Below are 15,818 nucleotides of genomic sequence, written 5' to 3' on the forward strand. Positions count from 1 at the left end.
CGGTGGGCTCAGAGGGTCGGTGGGCCCAGAGGGTCGGTGGGCTCAGAGGTAGGTGGTGGGGATGGCCGGCTCGCCCTTGGACAGCTTGAGGCCCTCCCACGGCAGGCTGACCAGCCCGGCGGCCAGGTGCTTGCGGGACTGCTCCAGCGTGGGCAGGCCCTCCACCGGCTCACCCTTGCGCACCAGCGGGACGGGGACGACGCGGTCGTCGGGGCCCAGCTCGGGGGCGTGCTCGACCCCGTGCACGACCTCCTCCACCACGGTGCCGGTCGCCCGCGCCCGGCGCACCGCTGACTTGGCTCCGCCGCGGGAGGCCTTGTTGCTGCTGCGCTTGGCCACCGGGACGCCGTCCACGGCGACCAGCTTGAACACCATGCCCGCGGTGGGGGCACCGGAGCCGGTGACCAGCGAGGTGCCCACGCCGTAGGCGTCCACCGGCTCCGCGCGCAGCCCCGCGATGGCGTACTCGTCCAGGTCGCCGGAGAGCACCACCCGGGTCTTGGTGGCGCCCAGGGAGTCCAGCTGGGCCCGCGCCTGCGCGGCCATCACGCCGAGGTCGCCGGAGTCGATGCGCACCGCGCCCAGCTCGGGCCCGGCCACCTCGATGGCGGTGGCGATGCCGTTGTGGATGTCGTAGGTGTCCACCAGCAGCGTGGTGCCCACCCCGAGGGCGTCCACCTGGGCGCGGAAGGCGGCGGCCTCGTCGGTGCCGTGCTCGGTGGTGTGCAGCAGCGTGAAGGCGTGCGCGCTGGTGCCGGAGGTGGGCACCCCGTAGTGACGTCCGGCCTCCAGGTTGGAGGTGGAGGTGAACCCGGCGAGGTAGGCGGCGCGGGCGCTGGCCACCGCGGCCCGCTCGTGGGTGCGCCGCGAGCCCATCTCGATGAGCGTGCGGCCCCGGGCGGCGCTGACCATCCGGGCGGCGGCGGAGGCCACCGCGGAGTCGTGGTTGAGCACCGACAGGGCCAGCGTCTCCAGCACCACGCACTCGGCGAACGTGCCGTGCACCGAGAGGACGGGCGAACCGGGAAAGTACAGCTCACCCTCCGGGTAGCCGTCGATGTCCCCGCGGAAGCGGTACTCGGATAGCCACTCCAGCGTGCGCGTGTCCACCACCCCGGCCAGCGCGGCCAGCTCCCGCTCGCCCACCTGGAAGTCGGCCAGCAGCTCGAGGAAACGGCCCGTGCCGGCGACCACGCCGTAGCGCCGCCCGGCGGGCAGCGAGCGCGCGAACAGCTCGAAGGTGCAGTGCCGGTCACCGGTGCCGTCCTGGAGGGCGGCACTGAGCATGGTGAGCTCGTAGTGGTCGGTGAGCAGGGCGGTGCTTGTGTAAGCCGTCACGTCTGGTCACTGTACGAGGCTCGCACCGAGACCGGGACGTGGGAGTTCGTCCGTTTCGGTCGTAAGGTGGAGTCCATGGCTGCACCCACTGAGCTGGAACCTCAGGTCGACCCCGACTCGGTAACCGACGAGGCGCGGGGTGAGGACCGACCGTGGGTGACGGTGGTGTGGGACGACCCCGTGAACCTCATGCACTACGTCACCTACATCTTCCAGAAGCTCTTCGGCTACTCCAAGGACAAGGCCACCGAGCTGATGATGCAGGTGCACTCCGAGGGCAGGGCGGTGGTCTCCTCAGGCACCAAGGAGAAGATGGAGGGCGACGTGAGCAAGCTGCACGCCGCGGGCCTGTGGGCCACCCTCCAGCGGGACGGCTGAGCCCGCACCAGCTCGCACGAAGCTCGCCGCCACGGCACAGCACATTCACCGACCTGACCGACACCGCAGCACGGCGCGGGTGGTCAGCCAACCCACCGGGACACATCTCATGCAGCACTGGTCACGCAGGAGCACGTTCGGGGGAGCTCGGGTGCGCACCGAGCTCGACCCCCAGGAGGCAGCGGTGCTCCGCGGGCTGGTGTCCTCGGTGGTGGAGATGCTGCGCGCCCGCGCCGACGACGCCCCCACCGACGAGCTCTCCCGGATGACCGGATTGCGCACCGGCCACAGCGACCGCCCCCAGGACGACAGCCTGCTGCGCCTGCTGCCGGACTTCCACCGCCTCGACGACCCCGCCTACACCCAGGACGGTGCCGACCGGGAGCAGGGCGCCGACGCCGCCGGTGCGCTGCGCAGCCTGCACGAGCCGGAGATCATCGACGCCAAGTGCGCGGCGGCCCAGGTGCTGCTGGACTCCTGCCCGCCGCGGGGCGGGCGGGTCACGCTGAACACCACGCAGGCCGACGCCTGGCTGGCCACCATCAACGACGTCCGGCTCACCCTCGGCACCATGCTGGACATCGGCCCGGACACCCCCGACGAGGTGCCCGAGGACGACCCCCGCGCGGGTCACCTCGGCGTGTACCACTGGCTCACCTTCGTGCAGGACTCCCTGGTGCAGTCGCTGATGAGCTGAGCCTGGCTGGCCCGTCGGGCCCGGTCGGCGCGGCACCGGCGTCGCCTAGGATGGGTTGCGTGCTGACAATCCGGGCAGACCTCGTCGAGGCGATGATCGCCCACGCGCGCGCCGACCACCCTGACGAGGCCTGCGGGATCCTCGTGGGGCCGGAGGGTTCCGACCGTCCCGAGCGACACGTGGCCATGATCAACGCCGAGCGCTCACCGACGTTCTACCGCTTCGACTCCGGCGAGCAGCTGCGGGTGTGGCGCGAGATGGACCGCAACGACGAGGTGCCGGTGGTGGTCTACCACTCGCACACCGCCACCGAGGCCTACCCCAGCCGCACCGACATCAACCTGGCTGCCGAGCCGGACGCGCACTACGTGCTGGTCTCCACCCGCGAGCCCGACACCGAGGAGCTGCGCAGCTACCGCATCGTCGACGGCGTGGTCACCGAGGAGTCCGTCGAGGTGGTGGAGAGCTACCGGTTCGCGCACTCCGGTCCGGACGACGTCCCCGACCAGCAGTGACGTGCGCCGGGAATCCCCGGCGCCCCTGCAGACGTTGCCCGCACGAAGGACCACTCACGAACTCAGGAGCTCTCCCATGGCAGTGACCGTTTCCGTCCCGACCATCCTGCGCACCCACACCGACGGCCAGAAGAGCGTCGAGGCCTCGGGCGCCACGCTGGCCGAGCTGATCGACGACCTCGAGGCCAAGCACAACGGCATCAAGGAGCGCCTGGTGAACGGGGACAAGCTCCACCGCTTCGTCAACGTCTACGTCAACGACGAGGACGTCCGCTTCTCCGGCGGCATGGCCACCCCCATCGGCGAGGGTGACGACGTCACCATCCTCCCCGCGGTCGCTGGCGGCGCACGCTAGAGATGGCCCGCTACGACAGCCTGCTCGACTCCCTGGGCCACACCCCGCTGGTCGGACTGCCCTCGCTCTCCCCGCAGTGGGAGGGCGAGAACCCGGTGCGGCTGTGGGTCAAGATGGAGGACCGCAACCCCACGGGCTCGGTCAAGGACCGTCCGGCGCTGGCCATGATCGAGCAGGCCGAGCGCGACGGGGTGCTCACCCCCGGGTGCACCATCCTGGAGCCCACCAGCGGCAACACCGGCATCTCGCTGGCCATGGCCGCGCGGCTCAAGGGCTACCACCTGATCTGCGTGATGCCGGAGAACACCTCCATCGAGCGCCGGCAGCTGCTCACCATGTACGGCGCGGAGATCATCACCTCCCCGGCCGCGGGCGGGTCCAACCAGGCCGTCGCCATGGCCAAGGAGATCGTCGCGGAGCATCCTGACTGGGTGATGCTCTACCAGTACGGCAACCCGGCGAACGCGCTGGCGCACTACCGGGGCACCGGTCCGGAGATCCTCGAGGACCTGCCCACCATCACGCACTTCGTGGCCGGGCTGGGCACCACCGGAACCCTGATGGGGGCCGGGCGCTACCTGCGCGAGAAGGTCCCCGGCATCCAGGTGATCGCAGCGGAGCCGCGCTACGGCGAGCTGGTGTACGGGCTGCGCAACATCGACGAGGGCTTCATCCCCGAGCTCTACGACGCGTCGGTGCTCACCACCCGCTACTCGGTAGGACCCAAGGACGCGCTGCGACGCACCCGCGAGCTCATCGAGCAGGAGGGCATCTTCGCCGGGTTCTCCACCGGCGCCATCCTGCACGCGGCGCTGGCCGCCGGGCGCAAGGCCGTCAAGGCGGGGGAGCGGGCGGACATCGCGTTCGTCCTCTGCGACGCCGGCTGGAAGTACCTCTCCACCGGCGCCTACGCCGGGACGCTCGAGGAGGCCGAGGCGGCCCTGGAAGGACAGCTCTGGGCATGAGGCCTCCCGCGATCCCGTCGGCGCACCGACCCTCCACCCCGGGCGGGCAGCCCGTGTGGAAGACGGCCGCCGTGACGATCGCGCTGTTCGTCGCCGCGCTGTGGGTGATCCAGGGGGTCAACTCCGCCACCGGTGACGAGCTCACCGACGACGGGATCGAGCCGCGCGCGGTGAGCGGGCTCGACGGCATCCTCTGGGCGCCGCTGCTGCACGCCGACTTCGGGCACCTGCAGTCCAACACCGTGCCCCTGCTGGTGCTGGGCTTCGCGGTGCTGGTGCTGGCGGGGCTGCTGCGGTTCGTGCTGGTCAGCGCCATCATCTGGCTGGTCAGCGGGGTGGGGGTGTGGCTGTTCGGCGAGCCGGACACGGTGGTGGTGGGCGCGTCCGGGCTGGTGTTCGGCTACCTCGCCTACCTCATCGTCAGCGGCATCTTCACCCGCAGCCTGCTCCAGCTGGCGGTGGGCGTGGTGGTGCTGGTGCTCTACGGCAGCCTGCTCTGGGGCGTGTTCCCCGGCGCGCCTGGCGTGTCCTGGCAGGGCCACCTCTTCGGAGCCGTCGGCGGGGTGGTCGCCGCGAGCGCGATGGCCCGCCGCGACCGTGCCGCCGGACAGCTCGGCCCGGGCGTGCGCCGGTGAGCACGCCGGTGGGCGCGGACGCGCCGATCGGCATCTTCGACTCCGGGGTGGGTGGGCTCACCGTGGCCCGCGGAATCATCGACCAGCTGCCGGCGGAGTCGGTGATCTACGTCGGCGACACCGCCAACGGCCCCTACGGTCCGCTGACCATCGCGCAGGTCCGGGCGCACGCGCTGGCGGTGGCCGACGACCTGGTGGAGCGGGGCGTGAAGATGCTCGTCATCGCGTGCAACACCGCGTCGGCCGCCTGCCTGCGGGACGCTCGTGAGCGCTACCCCGTGCCGGTGGTGGAGGTGGTGCTGCCGGCCGTGCGCCGTGCGGTGGCCACTACCCGCAGCGGCCGTATCGGCGTCATCGGCACCCGCGCCACCGTCGCCTCCCGCGCCTACGACGACGCCTTCGCCGCCGCCCGTGGGGTGAGCGTCACCTCGGTGGCCTGCCCGCGGTTCGTGGACTTCGTGGAGCGCGGCATCACCAGCGGACGCCAGATCCTGGGCTTGGCCCAGGCGTACCTGGAGCCGCTGCAGAGCGCCGAGGTGGACACCCTGGTGCTGGGCTGCACGCACTACCCGTTGCTGTCCGGGGTGCTGCAGCTGGCCATGGGTGACCAGGTGACCCTGGTCTCCAGCGCCGAGGAGACCGCCAAGGACGTGCTGCGCGTGCTCAGCGCCACCGAGCTGCTGCGGGAGAGCCCGGTGCCGCCGACCAGGGTGTTCCTCTCCACCGGTGATCCCACCTCGTTCGCGCGGCTGGGTCGTCGCTTCCTGGGGCCGGAGCTGACCGAAGTTGGTGCGGCCGCCGGCCCGGTCGGTGTCGCAGTCGACTAAGACGCGCTCGCAGATCACGGTTGGCCGTGGCAACATGACCGGAATGCGGCTCACCGTCGTCGGATGCTCCGGCAGTGTGGCAGGACCCGACTCCCCAGCCTCGAGCTACTTGGTGACTGCTGAGGGCGCACCACCACTGGTGATCGACCTCGGCGGCGGTGCTCTCGGGGCGCTGCAGCGCTACGTGGACCCTGCGTCGGTCACCGTGCTGCTCAGCCACCTGCACGCCGACCACTGCCTGGACATCGCCGGGCTGCTGGTGTGGCGGCGCTACCACCCGAGCCCGGTGCCGGGTCGCACCACGCTGTACGGGCCGACGGACACCGCACAGCGGCTGGCCGCGGCCTCGTGCGCGGGGACGGAGGAGGTGGAGGACATCTCCGACGTGATGGAGCTGACCCACTGGCGCAGCGGCGAGGCGGTGCGGTTCGGCTCCGTCACGGTGCTGCCGCAGCTGGTGGAGCACCCCTGCGAGGCGTTCGGGCTGCGCGTCACCGACCCGTCGGGCGTGACGCTGGTCTACACCGGCGACACCGGTCCGTGCGCGGAGGTTGAGGAGCTGGCTCAGGGCGCGGACGTGCTGCTGGCCGAGGCGTCGTGGACCGACTCCCCGAGCCGGCCGGTGGGGGTGCACCTGTCGGGCACCCAGGCCGGCCAGCTGGCGCAGAAGGCGGGTGTGGGCAGGCTCCTGCTCACCCACATCCCGCCGTGGACCTCCCGCGAAGACGTTGTGGCCGAGGCCCGCGCCGAGTTCGACGGCGAGGTGCACGCCGTCAGCGCGGGCGAGGAGCACGACATCGTGCACGGCGCCCGGGCCGGCTCGTCGGTGCCCGCGCGCCCCTGACTGGCGCTGCCCGCTCATCCGCGGTTCACCCGGTCCCCACTAGGCTCGCCGGGTGTCCACACGAGCAGACGGCAGAGAAGACGACCAGCTCCGCGACGTGCGCATCACCCGCGGATTCACCGACCACCCCGCCGGCTCCGTGCTGGTGGAGTTCGGCAGCACCCGGGTGATGTGCACCGCCAGCGTCACCGAGGGCGTGCCCCGCTGGCGCAAGGGATCGGGCCTGGGATGGGTGACGGCGGAGTACGCGATGCTGCCGGCGGCCACGCACACCCGCAGCGACCGCGAGTCGGTCAAGGGCAAGGTGGGGGGCCGCACGCAGGAGATCAGCCGGTTGGTGGGCCGCTCGCTGCGCGCGTGCATCGACCTGGCGGCGATCGGGGAGAACACCATCGCCATCGACTGCGACGTGCTGCAGGCCGACGGCGGCACCCGCACGGCGGCCATCACCGGCGCGTACGTGGCGCTGAGCGACGCGGTGACCTGGCTGCGGGCCAAGGGCGCGCTGTCCGACCCGCAGCCGCTGTCGTGCGCCATCGCCGCGGTGAGCGTGGGGGTGGTGGACGGCCGGGTGCGCCTCGACCTGCCGTACGAGGAGGACTCCCGCGCCGAGGTGGACATGAACGTCGTGCTCACCGACGCGGAGACCTTCGTGGAGATCCAGGGCACCGGTGAGGGCGCGACCTTTGCCCGCTCCACCATGGACGCGATGCTGGACCTGGCGGTGCGCGGGTGCGCGCAGCTGTCGGCCATCCAGGCAGAGGCGCTGGCGGCGCCGTACCCGGGCGTGCTGCCCGAGCCGCCCGCGCCGACCGGCAAGAAGCGGGGCTGAGCGGCCGGTGGAGCTGCTGCTGGCCAGTCGCAACGCCAAGAAGCTGGCGGAGCTGCGTCGCATCGTGACTGCGGCGCAGCTCACCGGCGTCACGGTGGTGGGCCTGGACGACGTGCCGCCGTTCGAGGAAGCTCCGGAGACCGCCCCGACGTTCGAGGGCAACGCACTGGCCAAGGCGCGTGACGGTGCGGCCGCGACGGGGATGGCCTGCGTGGCTGACGACTCGGGGCTGGCGGTGGACGCGCTCAACGGCATGCCCGGGGTGTTGTCTGCCCGGTGGTCGGGCCGGCACGGTGACGACGCGGCCAACACGGCGCTGCTGCTGGCCCAGCTGACCGACGTGCCCGACGAGCGCCGTGGCGCGGCCTTCGTGTCGGCATCGGCGCTGGTGGTGCCGGGCGGGCCGGAGGTGGTGGTGCGCGGGGAGTGGCGCGGCCGCATCGCCCGTGAGCCGGCAGGCACCAACGGCTTCGGCTACGACCCCGTGTTCGTGCCCGAGGGCATGGACTGCAGCGCGGCGGAGCTCATCCCGGAGGAGAAGGACGCCGTCTCGCACCGCGCCCGTGCTCTGGAGCAGCTGTTGCCCGCCCTGCGCGCCCTCTAGCTCACGCACAGCCACCTCGGACGTCACTTACGCCACCTCCCGGCAGCGGGCTGGAGGGTCGGAGTCGCTCAGGTCGGGTGGGTGGTGGATCGGGTTGGTGCGCGGAACCTGTTGTGGGTCAACATGTCGGGGTGCGATCCACTCGATGCGGCCGCTGGTGCCCATGCGGACGGTGAAGCCTTCGTGGGTGATGAGGCGGTGGTCGAACGGGCAGACGAGCGCGAGATTCGCTAGGTCGGTGGGGCCGCCGTGTTGCCACTCGTGCAGGTGGTGGACTTGGGTCCACTGGGCGGGCATCTCGCAGCCGGGTCGGGTGCAGCCACGGTCTCGGGCATACAGGGCTAACCGTTGCGCCGGTGAGGCCAGGCGTTGCCCGGTGCCCAGGTGCAGGACTTGTCCGGCGGAGTCGAGCACGCAGGGCAGCCACTTCGCCTCCGCGGCCATGCGGAGCACGTCGCGCACCGGCACGGTCCCGCCGGAGGCTGTGGAGGCAGTTCCCGTGCGGCGCTCCAGGTCCGCCAGTCCCATGGTGACCACCACCGTGGCTGGCAGACCACGGTTGCTGGGCAGCTCGCCGGAGGAGAGGGCGTTGCGGCACAGCGTGGCCAGCGCGTCGTGGTTGCGCTGGGCGGCGCTCCGCGGATCCGGAGTCCCCTCTTCCGACACCGGCCGGGCGGCAGCGGAGAAGGCGGCATCCACCAGGGCCCGGGTCATGGGGTCGAGCTCACCGCTGATGCGGCTCATCCCGTCCGGGCGCTGCCTACCGATGGTGAACCCGCGCCGCCGCGCGCGATCGGCGTCGGACGTTTCCCGCCCGTCGGGGTCGAGGTAGGCCACCAGTCGCTCCGCGGCCTTGGCCAGCTCGGAGGGCCGCAGCGCGCAGGCTTGCGCGGCGAGGGTCTGCTCGGCCATGGCGGTCGTTTCAGCGTCCAGCGAGGCCGGCAGGTCGTGCAGCGTCTTGGCGATGATCTCGGCATGCCGCGGCGAGATCTCACCAGCGGCTTCAGCAGCCGCGCACGCAGGATGGACCGGCCCGAGATCCTCCCCGGTGAAGGACGACCGAGGACCCCGCACCAAGGCGGCTCGCACCCGAGCCCGGGCCTCCTGCACGTCCAGATGCAGGGTCTCAGAGAGCAACCCCGCCGTGCCCCGGGCCAGGAACACCGTGGCCAGGGAACGGCACTCCATCTCCACGATCAACCGGTGATCCACCGTCGGCTTCATCCGGTGCACCCGCTCCACCTCGCGCACCACCGCCAACACCCCAGCATCGGACAGCCCGGCCAGTGGCACCTGCTGCAACCGCACCATCACCGCAGCGTGCTCAGCCAGCAACGAGGCGACCTCGTCGGGGAGGTCCGCCGCGACACCGTTCGAACTCATGTTCGAAGCATAAGGCGAGGCCCCGACATTTTGGCCCTGTGACCAGCGCAGACAGCAAACGGGCCGCCCCCGACAAGGTGCGGCCCGTTCTGCGGGGAGAGCTAGAGGCGCTCGCCCCGACGAATCTTGTTGGTGACCTTGTTCTCGGCCACGAAGGACATCAGGGGGATGGTCCCCGCGAGCAGCACCAGCACCGCCGAGCCGGGACGGAAGCGCGCCTTGACCGCGAGGTCCAGGGCCAGCAGCAGGTACACGACGTAGATCCACCCGTGGGCGATGGCGATGATGGAGGTGACTCCCGCGTCACCCACGGTGTACTTGAAGATCATCGCGACCACCAGCCCGACGAGCAGCACACCGGTGACGTAGGCGAGCACGCGGTAGCGCGTCAGCGCCGGCCCCACCCGGGGGCTCACCTCGTGGGCCGGGGCGCTCGCGGACTTGGCGGTGGTCATCAGCTGCTCCTGGTGGAATCGCGATCGGTCGCTGCGTGCCGGTCCTGCGCGGCGAGGTCAGCGAGGTAGGCGTTGTAGTCGGAGAGGGCACCCTCGTGGACCGGCGCGGCCGCTGTCGGCCGGGCGGGCAACAGGTCGGCCGGAATCTCCTCCGGGTCCTGCTCACCCCCGGCCACCTCGATGGTGTCGTCCTGCTGCTGTTCCTCCAGCCGGACGAACTTGCGGTAGGCGTACACGCTGACCAGCGCGAACAGCGGCCACTGCAAGGCGTAGCCCAGGTTCTGGGCCGTCCCACTGCTCTCGGAGAAGCGCTCCCACTGCCACCAGCCGAGACCGATGCAGCCACAGAAGACGACCACCACGAGGGCGACGAGTGCGCCGCGGTGGCGCCGGGCGGGTGGTGTCACGACGTCGACGGTACCCGTTGCGTCCGGTTGTGCACCGGGGGCGGACAGCGTTGGTGGCCAGCCCCACAGGCACCTTTATGCTGTCGTGCACGCGGGAGTGGTGGAATTGGCAGACACGCCAGGTTTAGGTCCTGGTGCTCGAAAGAGTGTGAGGGTTCGAGTCCCTTCTCCCGCACGCCTAGCCGGCGGCCTGGGCGACGTCCAGCTCGCGCATCAGCTTGGCGACGTGACCGGTGGCCTTGACGTTGTACTGGGCCACGCTGATCTTGCCCTCGGCGTCGACGACGAACGTCGAGCGGATGACTCCGTTGACGACCTTGCCGTAGAGCTTCTTCTCCCCGAAGGCGCCCCACGCCTGCATCACCGACTTGTCGGCGTCGGACAGCAGCGGGAAGGTGACCCCCTCCTTCTCCCGGAACTTGGCCAGCTTCGGCGGGGCGTCGGGGGAGATGCCCAGCACCGCCAGCCCCGCGCCCTCCAGCTCGTTGAGGTTGGTGCTGAAGTCGCACGCCTGCTTGGTGCAGCCTGGCGTCATGGCCGCGGGGTAGAAGTAGACGATGACGGCGCGGCCCCGGTAGTCCGCCAGCGAGACGGGGTTGCCGTCGGCGTCGGGCAGGGTGAAGTCGGGTGCGTCGTCGCCGGGGGCGAGCCGAGTCGTGTCAGTCACGACAGGCAGGTTACCGCCCGACGCCGACACCTGTGCTGGGTCTCGCGGCACCGTCTGCTCTACGGTAGGTCGGAGATTCAGCGCTATTCGGAGAGAAGAGGACACGTGGCACGGGACACCGAGAACATCGAGCGTGAGATCGAGCGCGCCAGGGACCAGCTGGCCCGGACCGTGGACGAGCTGACCGTGCGGGCCAGTCCCAAGCGCATGATCGACAACGTCAAGCACACCGTGCTGGCCAAGCTCGAGGAGCCCGCCGTGCGCAACGCCCTGATCGGCGTTGGGGCCGTGGTGGGCGTGCTGGTCCTGCGCAAGATCTTCCGCTGAGCACGGCCGTCCAGGCCTGACGCTCTCCAGGAGCCCCCGTCCGCCCCGCGCGGACGGGGGCTCCTGCGCGCCCATCGGGTCTGCGCCCATCGGATCTGCGCCCAGAGGCTCAGAGCTCGGGCCGGCGCAAGCCCATGGCGTTGGGGAAGGGCACACCGTCCCCGTCCACCACCAGCTGGGCGAGCGGCTCGAGCAGGCGCCGCAGCGCCACCGTGTCGATGGTCTCGTAGGCCCGGGCGGCCAGCACGTCGGTGTGCTCCTCCAGCACTGCCGCGGCCGCCGGGTCGACGTCGGCAGCCTCCTCCTCCGCGGCCTGCCACTGCGCATCGCTCCACCCTCGAAACTCCTGCTGCCGGTCGGGCACCCGGTCGGCAGCCATCAGGTGCGGCACCGGCCAGCGCAGCCCGGCGGCGGTGACCGCCGCGACGTGGCCGTCCCCGCGGTGCTCCCGCAGCACCGTGCAGTCGTGCCACAGCGCTGCCAGCGGGTCGTCGGGACGGGGCAGGGCGGCGTGCGCGGCCGCCAGCGGACGCCCGGCCAGGTCCAGCGAGGCCACCGCTGAGCCGGTGAGGGACGCCGCCCGCGTCACGTCCACCCCGTCGTCGCCCAGCAGCCGGCGCAGCGCCCCCACCGCGGCGTCCTGGCGCGCCTGCAGGACGTCCCGGGGCGAGACGACCCGCCAGATCTCGGGGACCGCGCGGGCGACGAAGTCGGGTGCGAACCCAGCGAAGACCGCGGTGACCAGCTCCGCGCTGGCGGGTCCGAGCGCGGCGGCCCGGGAGGCGAAGTAGCCGGGCCAGAACCCGCGCAGGCCCAGGTCGAGGTAGGCGCTCTCGGCCTCGGGTGCGAAGTACACCGCGGCGTGCAGCACCTCGGTGATTGCACCCAGCCGCCGAGTCTCGACCATGGTCCGACGATACGACCGGCGGCGGAAAGTGGCGCTCTGGCGGCTCAGCGAGCAGGGAGCCAGACAGAAAAAGACCCGCCCGGGGTAACCCGGGCGGGTGATGTTCAGGCGAGTGCGCCGTCAGGGACTTGAACCCCGAACCCGCTGATTAAGAGTCAGCTGCTCTGCCAATTGAGCTAACGGCGCATGCGCTTGCGGCGCGAGACAAACGATAACAGGGGCTCTGGCGACTCGCGAAATCGGCAGGTCAGCAGGCGCATTGACGGCGCTGGCCCAGGTCAGCCGGACAACAGGTGGTCGAGCCTGCCCTGCGTGCCGCCCGTGACCTCAATCACCTTGGTGCGGCTGGTGGGCCCGCTGACCAGCTCGACCGCGCGGCGGCGCACGCCGAACGCCTCGGCCACCGCTCGCAGCGCCGCCTCGGTGGCCTTGCCGTCCACGGCGCGAGCCGCCACCCGGACCACCAGGGCGCCGTCGTGAGACCCGCCGACCTCGGTCCGACTGGCGCCCGGGCGCACCCGGATGGCGACCCGCACGTGGTGCTGGCTCAGGCGCCGAGGTCACCGACCGTGGCGTCGAGGGTGGTGGCGAGCTGGTCGAGGTCGGTGTCGCTGTACTCGGCGGGCAGGCGCTCCACCAGCTCGTCGCGGTTGATGATCTCCACGTCGGCCGAGTCCACCTCGTCGGTCGGGTCGGTGACCTTGGCCTTGCCCTCCTCCAGCACCAGCCGGTAGTTCTCCGGCCCGGCGTCGATCAGGCGTCGCAGGTCATCGCGGGTCACAGCCACTCTGGTCTCCCTTGTCTCGCAGCGTTGTTCAGCATCGCCGTGCGGCGGCCTCCCCGAGCATTGCGCATGCCGGTGGCGTGGGCGACCTGGGGGTGGGGGAGCTCAGAGCGCGTCCGGGCCGAGCGGGCGGATGCGGGCAGCGGCGCGCACACGGCCGGCCACCAGGAACCACAGGTGCACGGCGTCAGCGTCGGTCGTGGTCATCACCTCGACCTGCTCACCGCGGGTGATGGGGGTGTTGTACTCCAGCACCGCCTCGTGCGGGCCGTCCAGCAGTCCGCGGTGCACGGCGTCCAGGTGCTCCTCCACGGCAAACCAGTAGGCGGCGTTGTTCACGTGGGAGAACCAGTCGAAGTCGGTCACCCGCAGCGGGAACGGCGTGCCCCGCAGGTGCTCGCCCTCGGGCGCCCGGGGCGGGGTGAGCATCCGCCGCCAGCGCAGCTCCCGGTCGGCCGCGGGCAGGTGGAACATCGAGAAGAAGTCCTGGGAGAGCGGGGTGGGCATCCCGGTCTCGGCGCTGACGTTCACCCAGAAGCCCTCGGTCTCGATCAGCGCTCCGTCGTCGCCCTCGATCTGCACCCGCTTGGTGCACCACCGGCTGGCGTAGCCCGAGCACCACGAGTGCAGCCGGACGTCCTCGTCGAACTGGGCCGGACGCAGCACCCGGACGACGCAGCGACGCAGCACCCAGTAGGCGTGCTTCTCGCCGAACCCGGCGTCGTTGAGGTCGTCGAAGGCGATGTCCTGGAGGTAGCGCGCCATCCCGTCCAGGCGCAGCCGCCGTTGTGGGTCCACGTCGTTGGCACGGACCCGGCGCTGCTGGGTGAACACCCGGCCCTCGGTGGGGACCGCGGTGAACTCAGTGGGTTCGAGCGTTCTCATGTGCTGACATGTTGCCCCCTGCAGGCGTTCTCGGTGGGACGGGGGAGGCCGCGGCCGCTCACGTGGCGCTCCGGTCGTCGGCGCCGATGGTGCCCAGCACCGCCCGGCGCATGGCGGGGCTGCTCTCCCCGAGGGCAGGGGCGACGCCGGCGATGAGCGTCTCCCGCCACACCTGCGGGTCGAACACCATCGGCTCCGTCTCGGCGAGGAACTCCCGCACCACCCGCAGGAATCCCTCGGGGTCGTCGCGGAAGGGGAAGTGACCGCTGCGGGGGAAGACGTCCAGCCGCGAGCCGGGCATGGCGGCGTGGGCCAGGTAGGCGTGGCTGACCGGGACCACGGTGTCCACCGCGCCCCAGATGATCTGCACCGGCAGCTGGGAGGTCAGGTGCACGCGGTCGAGGATGGTGACCACCTGCCCGCGCCAGTCCACCACCGCCCGCAGCGTGCGCAGGAACGCCTCGCGCGCGGTGGGGTCGGGCAGGTCGCTGAGCACGCGCACCAGGTCGGGGACGTCGTGGAAGACCGTGGCCCCCCGCAGCGGGCCCCGGTAGAGCAGCTCGGACACCCGGCCGAGCAGGCCCACCACGGTGAGGGAACCGGGCAGCCGCAGCAGGCGCAGCGCCTGGTTGGCCACCGGCAGGGCAGCCAGGCGCAGCGCGGGGTTGACCTCCTTGGTCACCCCGCCGGGGGCCACCACGACGAGCCGCTCCACCATGTGCGGGAACTGGTAGGCGAACTGCAGGGCCACGCCGCCGCCCAGGGAGTGGCCCACCAGGGTGACCCGCTCGATGCCCAGCACGGTGAGCAGGTCGCGCATCCCGTTGGCGTAGGCGGCCACCGAGTAGTCCGCGCGCGGCTTGTCCGAGCGGCCGTGGCCCAGCAGGTCGGGTGCGATGACGGTGAAGCTCTGGGCCAGCTCGTCGATGACGTGGGTCCAGGTGCTGGAGCTGTCCCCGATGCCGTGGATGAGCAGCAGCGGCGGACCACTGCCCGCCGTCCGGAACGCCCGCCGGTAGCCGTGGATGGTGCGGTGCCGCAGCTGCACCTCGCCCCCCGGCGCCGGCGGCGGGTCCTGCACCACGCGCAGGGGTGGCGGGTCCGGCAGCGTGCGCGTGCTCGTGTCGCGGGGCATCCCTGCATGGTCCAGGCGGGGGGTTGCCGGGGCGTCAGGCGAGCGTTGCGTGCGAGTAACGGCGAGCCGGGTCGCCGCTGGTCAGCGCCGGGCCGCGCGCCGCAGCGGCACCAGGGTGGGGGTGGCGTCGTGGAGCAGGAAGTCGAGCACCATGCGGTTGCACAGGTCCGGCTTCTCCAGCAGCAGCGTGTGCGACGTGCCGGGGACCACCGCCAGCTCGGCGTCCGGGATGGCCCGGAACATGGCCGCGGTGTGCTCCAGCGCGATGCCGTCGTCGTCGCCGGCCATCACCAGGGTGCGGGCGGCGACGTCGCGCAGCACCTCCGGGGACATGGTCGGCTCCTCCGCCCACATGCGGCCCAGCTTGGCGGCGACCACGGCGAGGTGCTCGCGACCGTCGGGGGACACCGCGGCGTAGGAGTCGGCCACCACCGACGTCAGCGCCTCCGCCTCCAGCCAGCCCTCCACGCTGCCGCTGTGGTGGATGCTGCCGCTCACGCTGACCAGCCGCTGCACCAGGTCCGGTCGGCGCAGGGCCACCAGCAGCCCGATGGTCGCCCCGTCGCTGTGGCCCATCAGCCGGCACGGACCACCCACCACCTCGTCGAGGAAGGCGACGGTGTCCTGGGCCATCAGCTCGTAGGTGATGGGGCCGGGGACGTCGGGGGTGTGCCCGTGGCCGCGGCGCTCCGGGACGTAGACGTGGAAGTGCTCGGCCAGCGCGTCGACGTTGGCGATGAAGTTGAGCTGGTCGCTCATCCCGCCGTGCAGCAGCACCAGCGGCTCGCCGGACCCGTGCTCGGCGTACCAGGTGTTGACCCCGTTCACGGTGACGTAGCCGGACATCGAGCCTCCGTGCGTGCGTGGTGGGGCGTGGA

The 15,818-nt window shown here is 71.7% G+C and carries 22 protein-coding genes and 2 tRNA genes; 12 read left to right on the forward strand and 12 right to left on the reverse strand.

Annotation, left to right across the window (positions count from 1 at the left end):
- Positions 1–42: 42 nt before the first annotated feature.
- On the reverse strand, positions 43–1,338 hold the full coding sequence (locus AC3YO9_RS07890) for a nicotinate phosphoribosyltransferase (RefSeq protein ID WP_489982789.1): 1,296 nt from the start codon (positions 1,336–1,338) through the stop codon (positions 43–45).
- A 75-nt stretch (positions 1,339–1,413) separates the two neighbouring features.
- Between AC3YO9_RS07890 and clpS the strand changes: the two genes are divergently transcribed.
- From clpS to rdgB, 10 genes are all read left to right on the forward strand, one after another.
- Positions 1,414–1,716 (forward strand): ATP-dependent Clp protease adapter ClpS, encoded by a 303-nt coding sequence (gene clpS / locus AC3YO9_RS07895; RefSeq protein WP_127783557.1) that lies wholly within the window; start codon positions 1,414–1,416, stop codon positions 1,714–1,716.
- A 109-nt stretch (positions 1,717–1,825) separates the two neighbouring features.
- The gene (gene aosR, locus AC3YO9_RS07900; protein WP_489982790.1) at positions 1,826–2,413 is read left to right on the forward strand and encodes an oxidative stress transcriptional regulator AosR; all 588 of its coding nucleotides are present in this window, start codon (positions 1,826–1,828) and stop codon (positions 2,411–2,413) included.
- Between the two features lie 59 nt (positions 2,414–2,472).
- Entirely contained in the window at positions 2,473–2,928 is a 456-nt protein-coding gene (locus tag AC3YO9_RS07905) for a M67 family metallopeptidase (protein ID WP_489982791.1), read from the forward strand.
- A 76-nt stretch (positions 2,929–3,004) separates the two neighbouring features.
- A complete protein-coding gene (locus AC3YO9_RS07910; protein ID WP_127783554.1) occupies positions 3,005–3,283 on the forward strand; it encodes a MoaD/ThiS family protein in 279 nt (92 codons plus the stop codon).
- A gap of 2 nt (positions 3,284–3,285) precedes the next feature.
- Positions 3,286–4,248: a PLP-dependent cysteine synthase family protein gene (locus AC3YO9_RS07915; protein ID WP_127783553.1), complete on the forward strand. Its 963-nt coding sequence runs from the start codon at positions 3,286–3,288 to the stop codon at positions 4,246–4,248.
- Positions 4,245–4,883 carry a rhomboid family intramembrane serine protease gene (locus AC3YO9_RS07920; protein ID WP_127783552.1) on the forward strand — a complete coding sequence of 213 codons (639 nt, stop codon included), beginning with the start codon at positions 4,245–4,247 and terminating at the stop codon, positions 4,881–4,883. Before AC3YO9_RS07915 ends, AC3YO9_RS07920 begins: the two co-directional genes overlap by 4 nt.
- On the forward strand, positions 4,880–5,710 hold the full coding sequence (gene murI, locus AC3YO9_RS07925; protein WP_127783551.1) for a glutamate racemase: 831 nt from the start codon (positions 4,880–4,882) through the stop codon (positions 5,708–5,710). The genes AC3YO9_RS07920 and murI overlap by 4 nt, the downstream gene beginning before the upstream one ends.
- A 43-nt stretch (positions 5,711–5,753) precedes the next feature.
- Entirely contained in the window at positions 5,754–6,554 is an 801-nt protein-coding gene (locus tag AC3YO9_RS07930; RefSeq protein ID WP_489982792.1) for an MBL fold metallo-hydrolase, read from the forward strand.
- Between the two features lie 52 nt (positions 6,555–6,606).
- A complete protein-coding gene (gene rph, locus AC3YO9_RS07935; protein WP_489982793.1) occupies positions 6,607–7,386 on the forward strand; it encodes a ribonuclease PH in 780 nt (259 codons plus the stop codon).
- 13 nt (positions 7,387–7,399) lie between these two features.
- Positions 7,400–7,990: an RdgB/HAM1 family non-canonical purine NTP pyrophosphatase gene (gene rdgB, locus AC3YO9_RS07940; protein WP_489983442.1), complete on the forward strand. Its 591-nt coding sequence runs from the start codon at positions 7,400–7,402 to the stop codon at positions 7,988–7,990.
- 27 nt (positions 7,991–8,017) lie between these two features.
- On the opposite strand, the gene AC3YO9_RS07945 is transcribed toward rdgB, so the two are convergent.
- The 3 genes from AC3YO9_RS07945 to AC3YO9_RS07955 all read right to left on the reverse strand — a co-directional run bounded on the left by AC3YO9_RS07945 (position 8,018) and on the right by AC3YO9_RS07955 (position 10,235).
- Complete coding sequence (locus AC3YO9_RS07945) at positions 8,018–9,373, reverse strand: HNH endonuclease signature motif containing protein (RefSeq protein ID WP_489982794.1); 1,356 nt, start codon at positions 9,371–9,373, stop codon at positions 8,018–8,020.
- A 101-nt stretch (positions 9,374–9,474) separates the two neighbouring features.
- Positions 9,475–9,828, reverse strand: coding sequence for a DUF3817 domain-containing protein (locus AC3YO9_RS07950; RefSeq protein WP_489982795.1), 354 nt, complete (start codon positions 9,826–9,828; stop codon positions 9,475–9,477).
- Positions 9,828–10,235: a hypothetical protein gene (locus AC3YO9_RS07955; protein ID WP_489982796.1), complete on the reverse strand. Its 408-nt coding sequence runs from the start codon at positions 10,233–10,235 to the stop codon at positions 9,828–9,830. The genes AC3YO9_RS07950 and AC3YO9_RS07955 overlap by 1 nt, the downstream gene beginning before the upstream one ends.
- A 91-nt stretch (positions 10,236–10,326) precedes the next feature.
- On the opposite strand from AC3YO9_RS07955, the gene AC3YO9_RS07960 reads away from it, so the two are divergent.
- Positions 10,327–10,410: transfer RNA gene (locus AC3YO9_RS07960), tRNA-Leu, on the forward strand.
- Positions 10,411–10,413: 3 nt separating this feature from the next.
- Here the strand turns inward: AC3YO9_RS07960 and bcp are convergent.
- Positions 10,414–10,902 (reverse strand): thioredoxin-dependent thiol peroxidase, encoded by a 489-nt coding sequence (gene bcp, locus AC3YO9_RS07965; protein WP_489982797.1) that lies wholly within the window; start codon positions 10,900–10,902, stop codon positions 10,414–10,416.
- A 105-nt stretch (positions 10,903–11,007) separates the two neighbouring features.
- Between bcp and AC3YO9_RS07970 the strand changes: the two genes are divergently transcribed.
- Positions 11,008–11,229, forward strand: a complete 222-nt coding sequence (locus AC3YO9_RS07970; RefSeq protein WP_127783544.1) for a DUF3618 domain-containing protein — start codon at positions 11,008–11,010, stop codon at positions 11,227–11,229.
- A 109-nt stretch (positions 11,230–11,338) separates the two neighbouring features.
- On the opposite strand, the gene AC3YO9_RS07975 is transcribed toward AC3YO9_RS07970, so the two are convergent.
- From AC3YO9_RS07975 to AC3YO9_RS08005, 7 genes are all read right to left on the reverse strand, one after another.
- Positions 11,339–12,136, reverse strand: a complete 798-nt coding sequence (locus AC3YO9_RS07975; RefSeq protein ID WP_489982798.1) for an SCO6745 family protein — start codon at positions 12,134–12,136, stop codon at positions 11,339–11,341.
- A gap of 113 nt (positions 12,137–12,249) precedes the next feature.
- Positions 12,250–12,322: transfer RNA gene (locus AC3YO9_RS07980), tRNA-Lys, on the reverse strand.
- 92 nt (positions 12,323–12,414) lie between these two features.
- The gene (locus AC3YO9_RS07985) at positions 12,415–12,672 is read right to left on the reverse strand and encodes a DUF167 domain-containing protein (RefSeq protein WP_127783542.1); all 258 of its coding nucleotides are present in this window, start codon (positions 12,670–12,672) and stop codon (positions 12,415–12,417) included.
- An 11-nt stretch (positions 12,673–12,683) separates the two neighbouring features.
- Positions 12,684–12,923 carry a hypothetical protein gene (locus AC3YO9_RS07990; RefSeq protein ID WP_127783541.1) on the reverse strand — a complete coding sequence of 80 codons (240 nt, stop codon included), beginning with the start codon at positions 12,921–12,923 and terminating at the stop codon, positions 12,684–12,686.
- Between the two features lie 102 nt (positions 12,924–13,025).
- On the reverse strand, positions 13,026–13,805 hold the full coding sequence (locus AC3YO9_RS07995; protein WP_489982799.1) for an acyl-[acyl-carrier-protein] thioesterase: 780 nt from the start codon (positions 13,803–13,805) through the stop codon (positions 13,026–13,028).
- A 58-nt stretch (positions 13,806–13,863) separates the two neighbouring features.
- A complete protein-coding gene (locus tag AC3YO9_RS08000) occupies positions 13,864–14,940 on the reverse strand; it encodes an alpha/beta fold hydrolase (RefSeq protein WP_489982800.1) in 1,077 nt (358 codons plus the stop codon).
- A gap of 81 nt (positions 14,941–15,021) precedes the next feature.
- Positions 15,022–15,786, reverse strand: coding sequence for an alpha/beta fold hydrolase (locus tag AC3YO9_RS08005; protein WP_489982801.1), 765 nt, complete (start codon positions 15,784–15,786; stop codon positions 15,022–15,024).
- Between the last annotated feature and the right edge of the window lie 32 nt (positions 15,787–15,818).

Source organism: Rhodococcus sp. Z6_132, assembly GCF_058133635.1.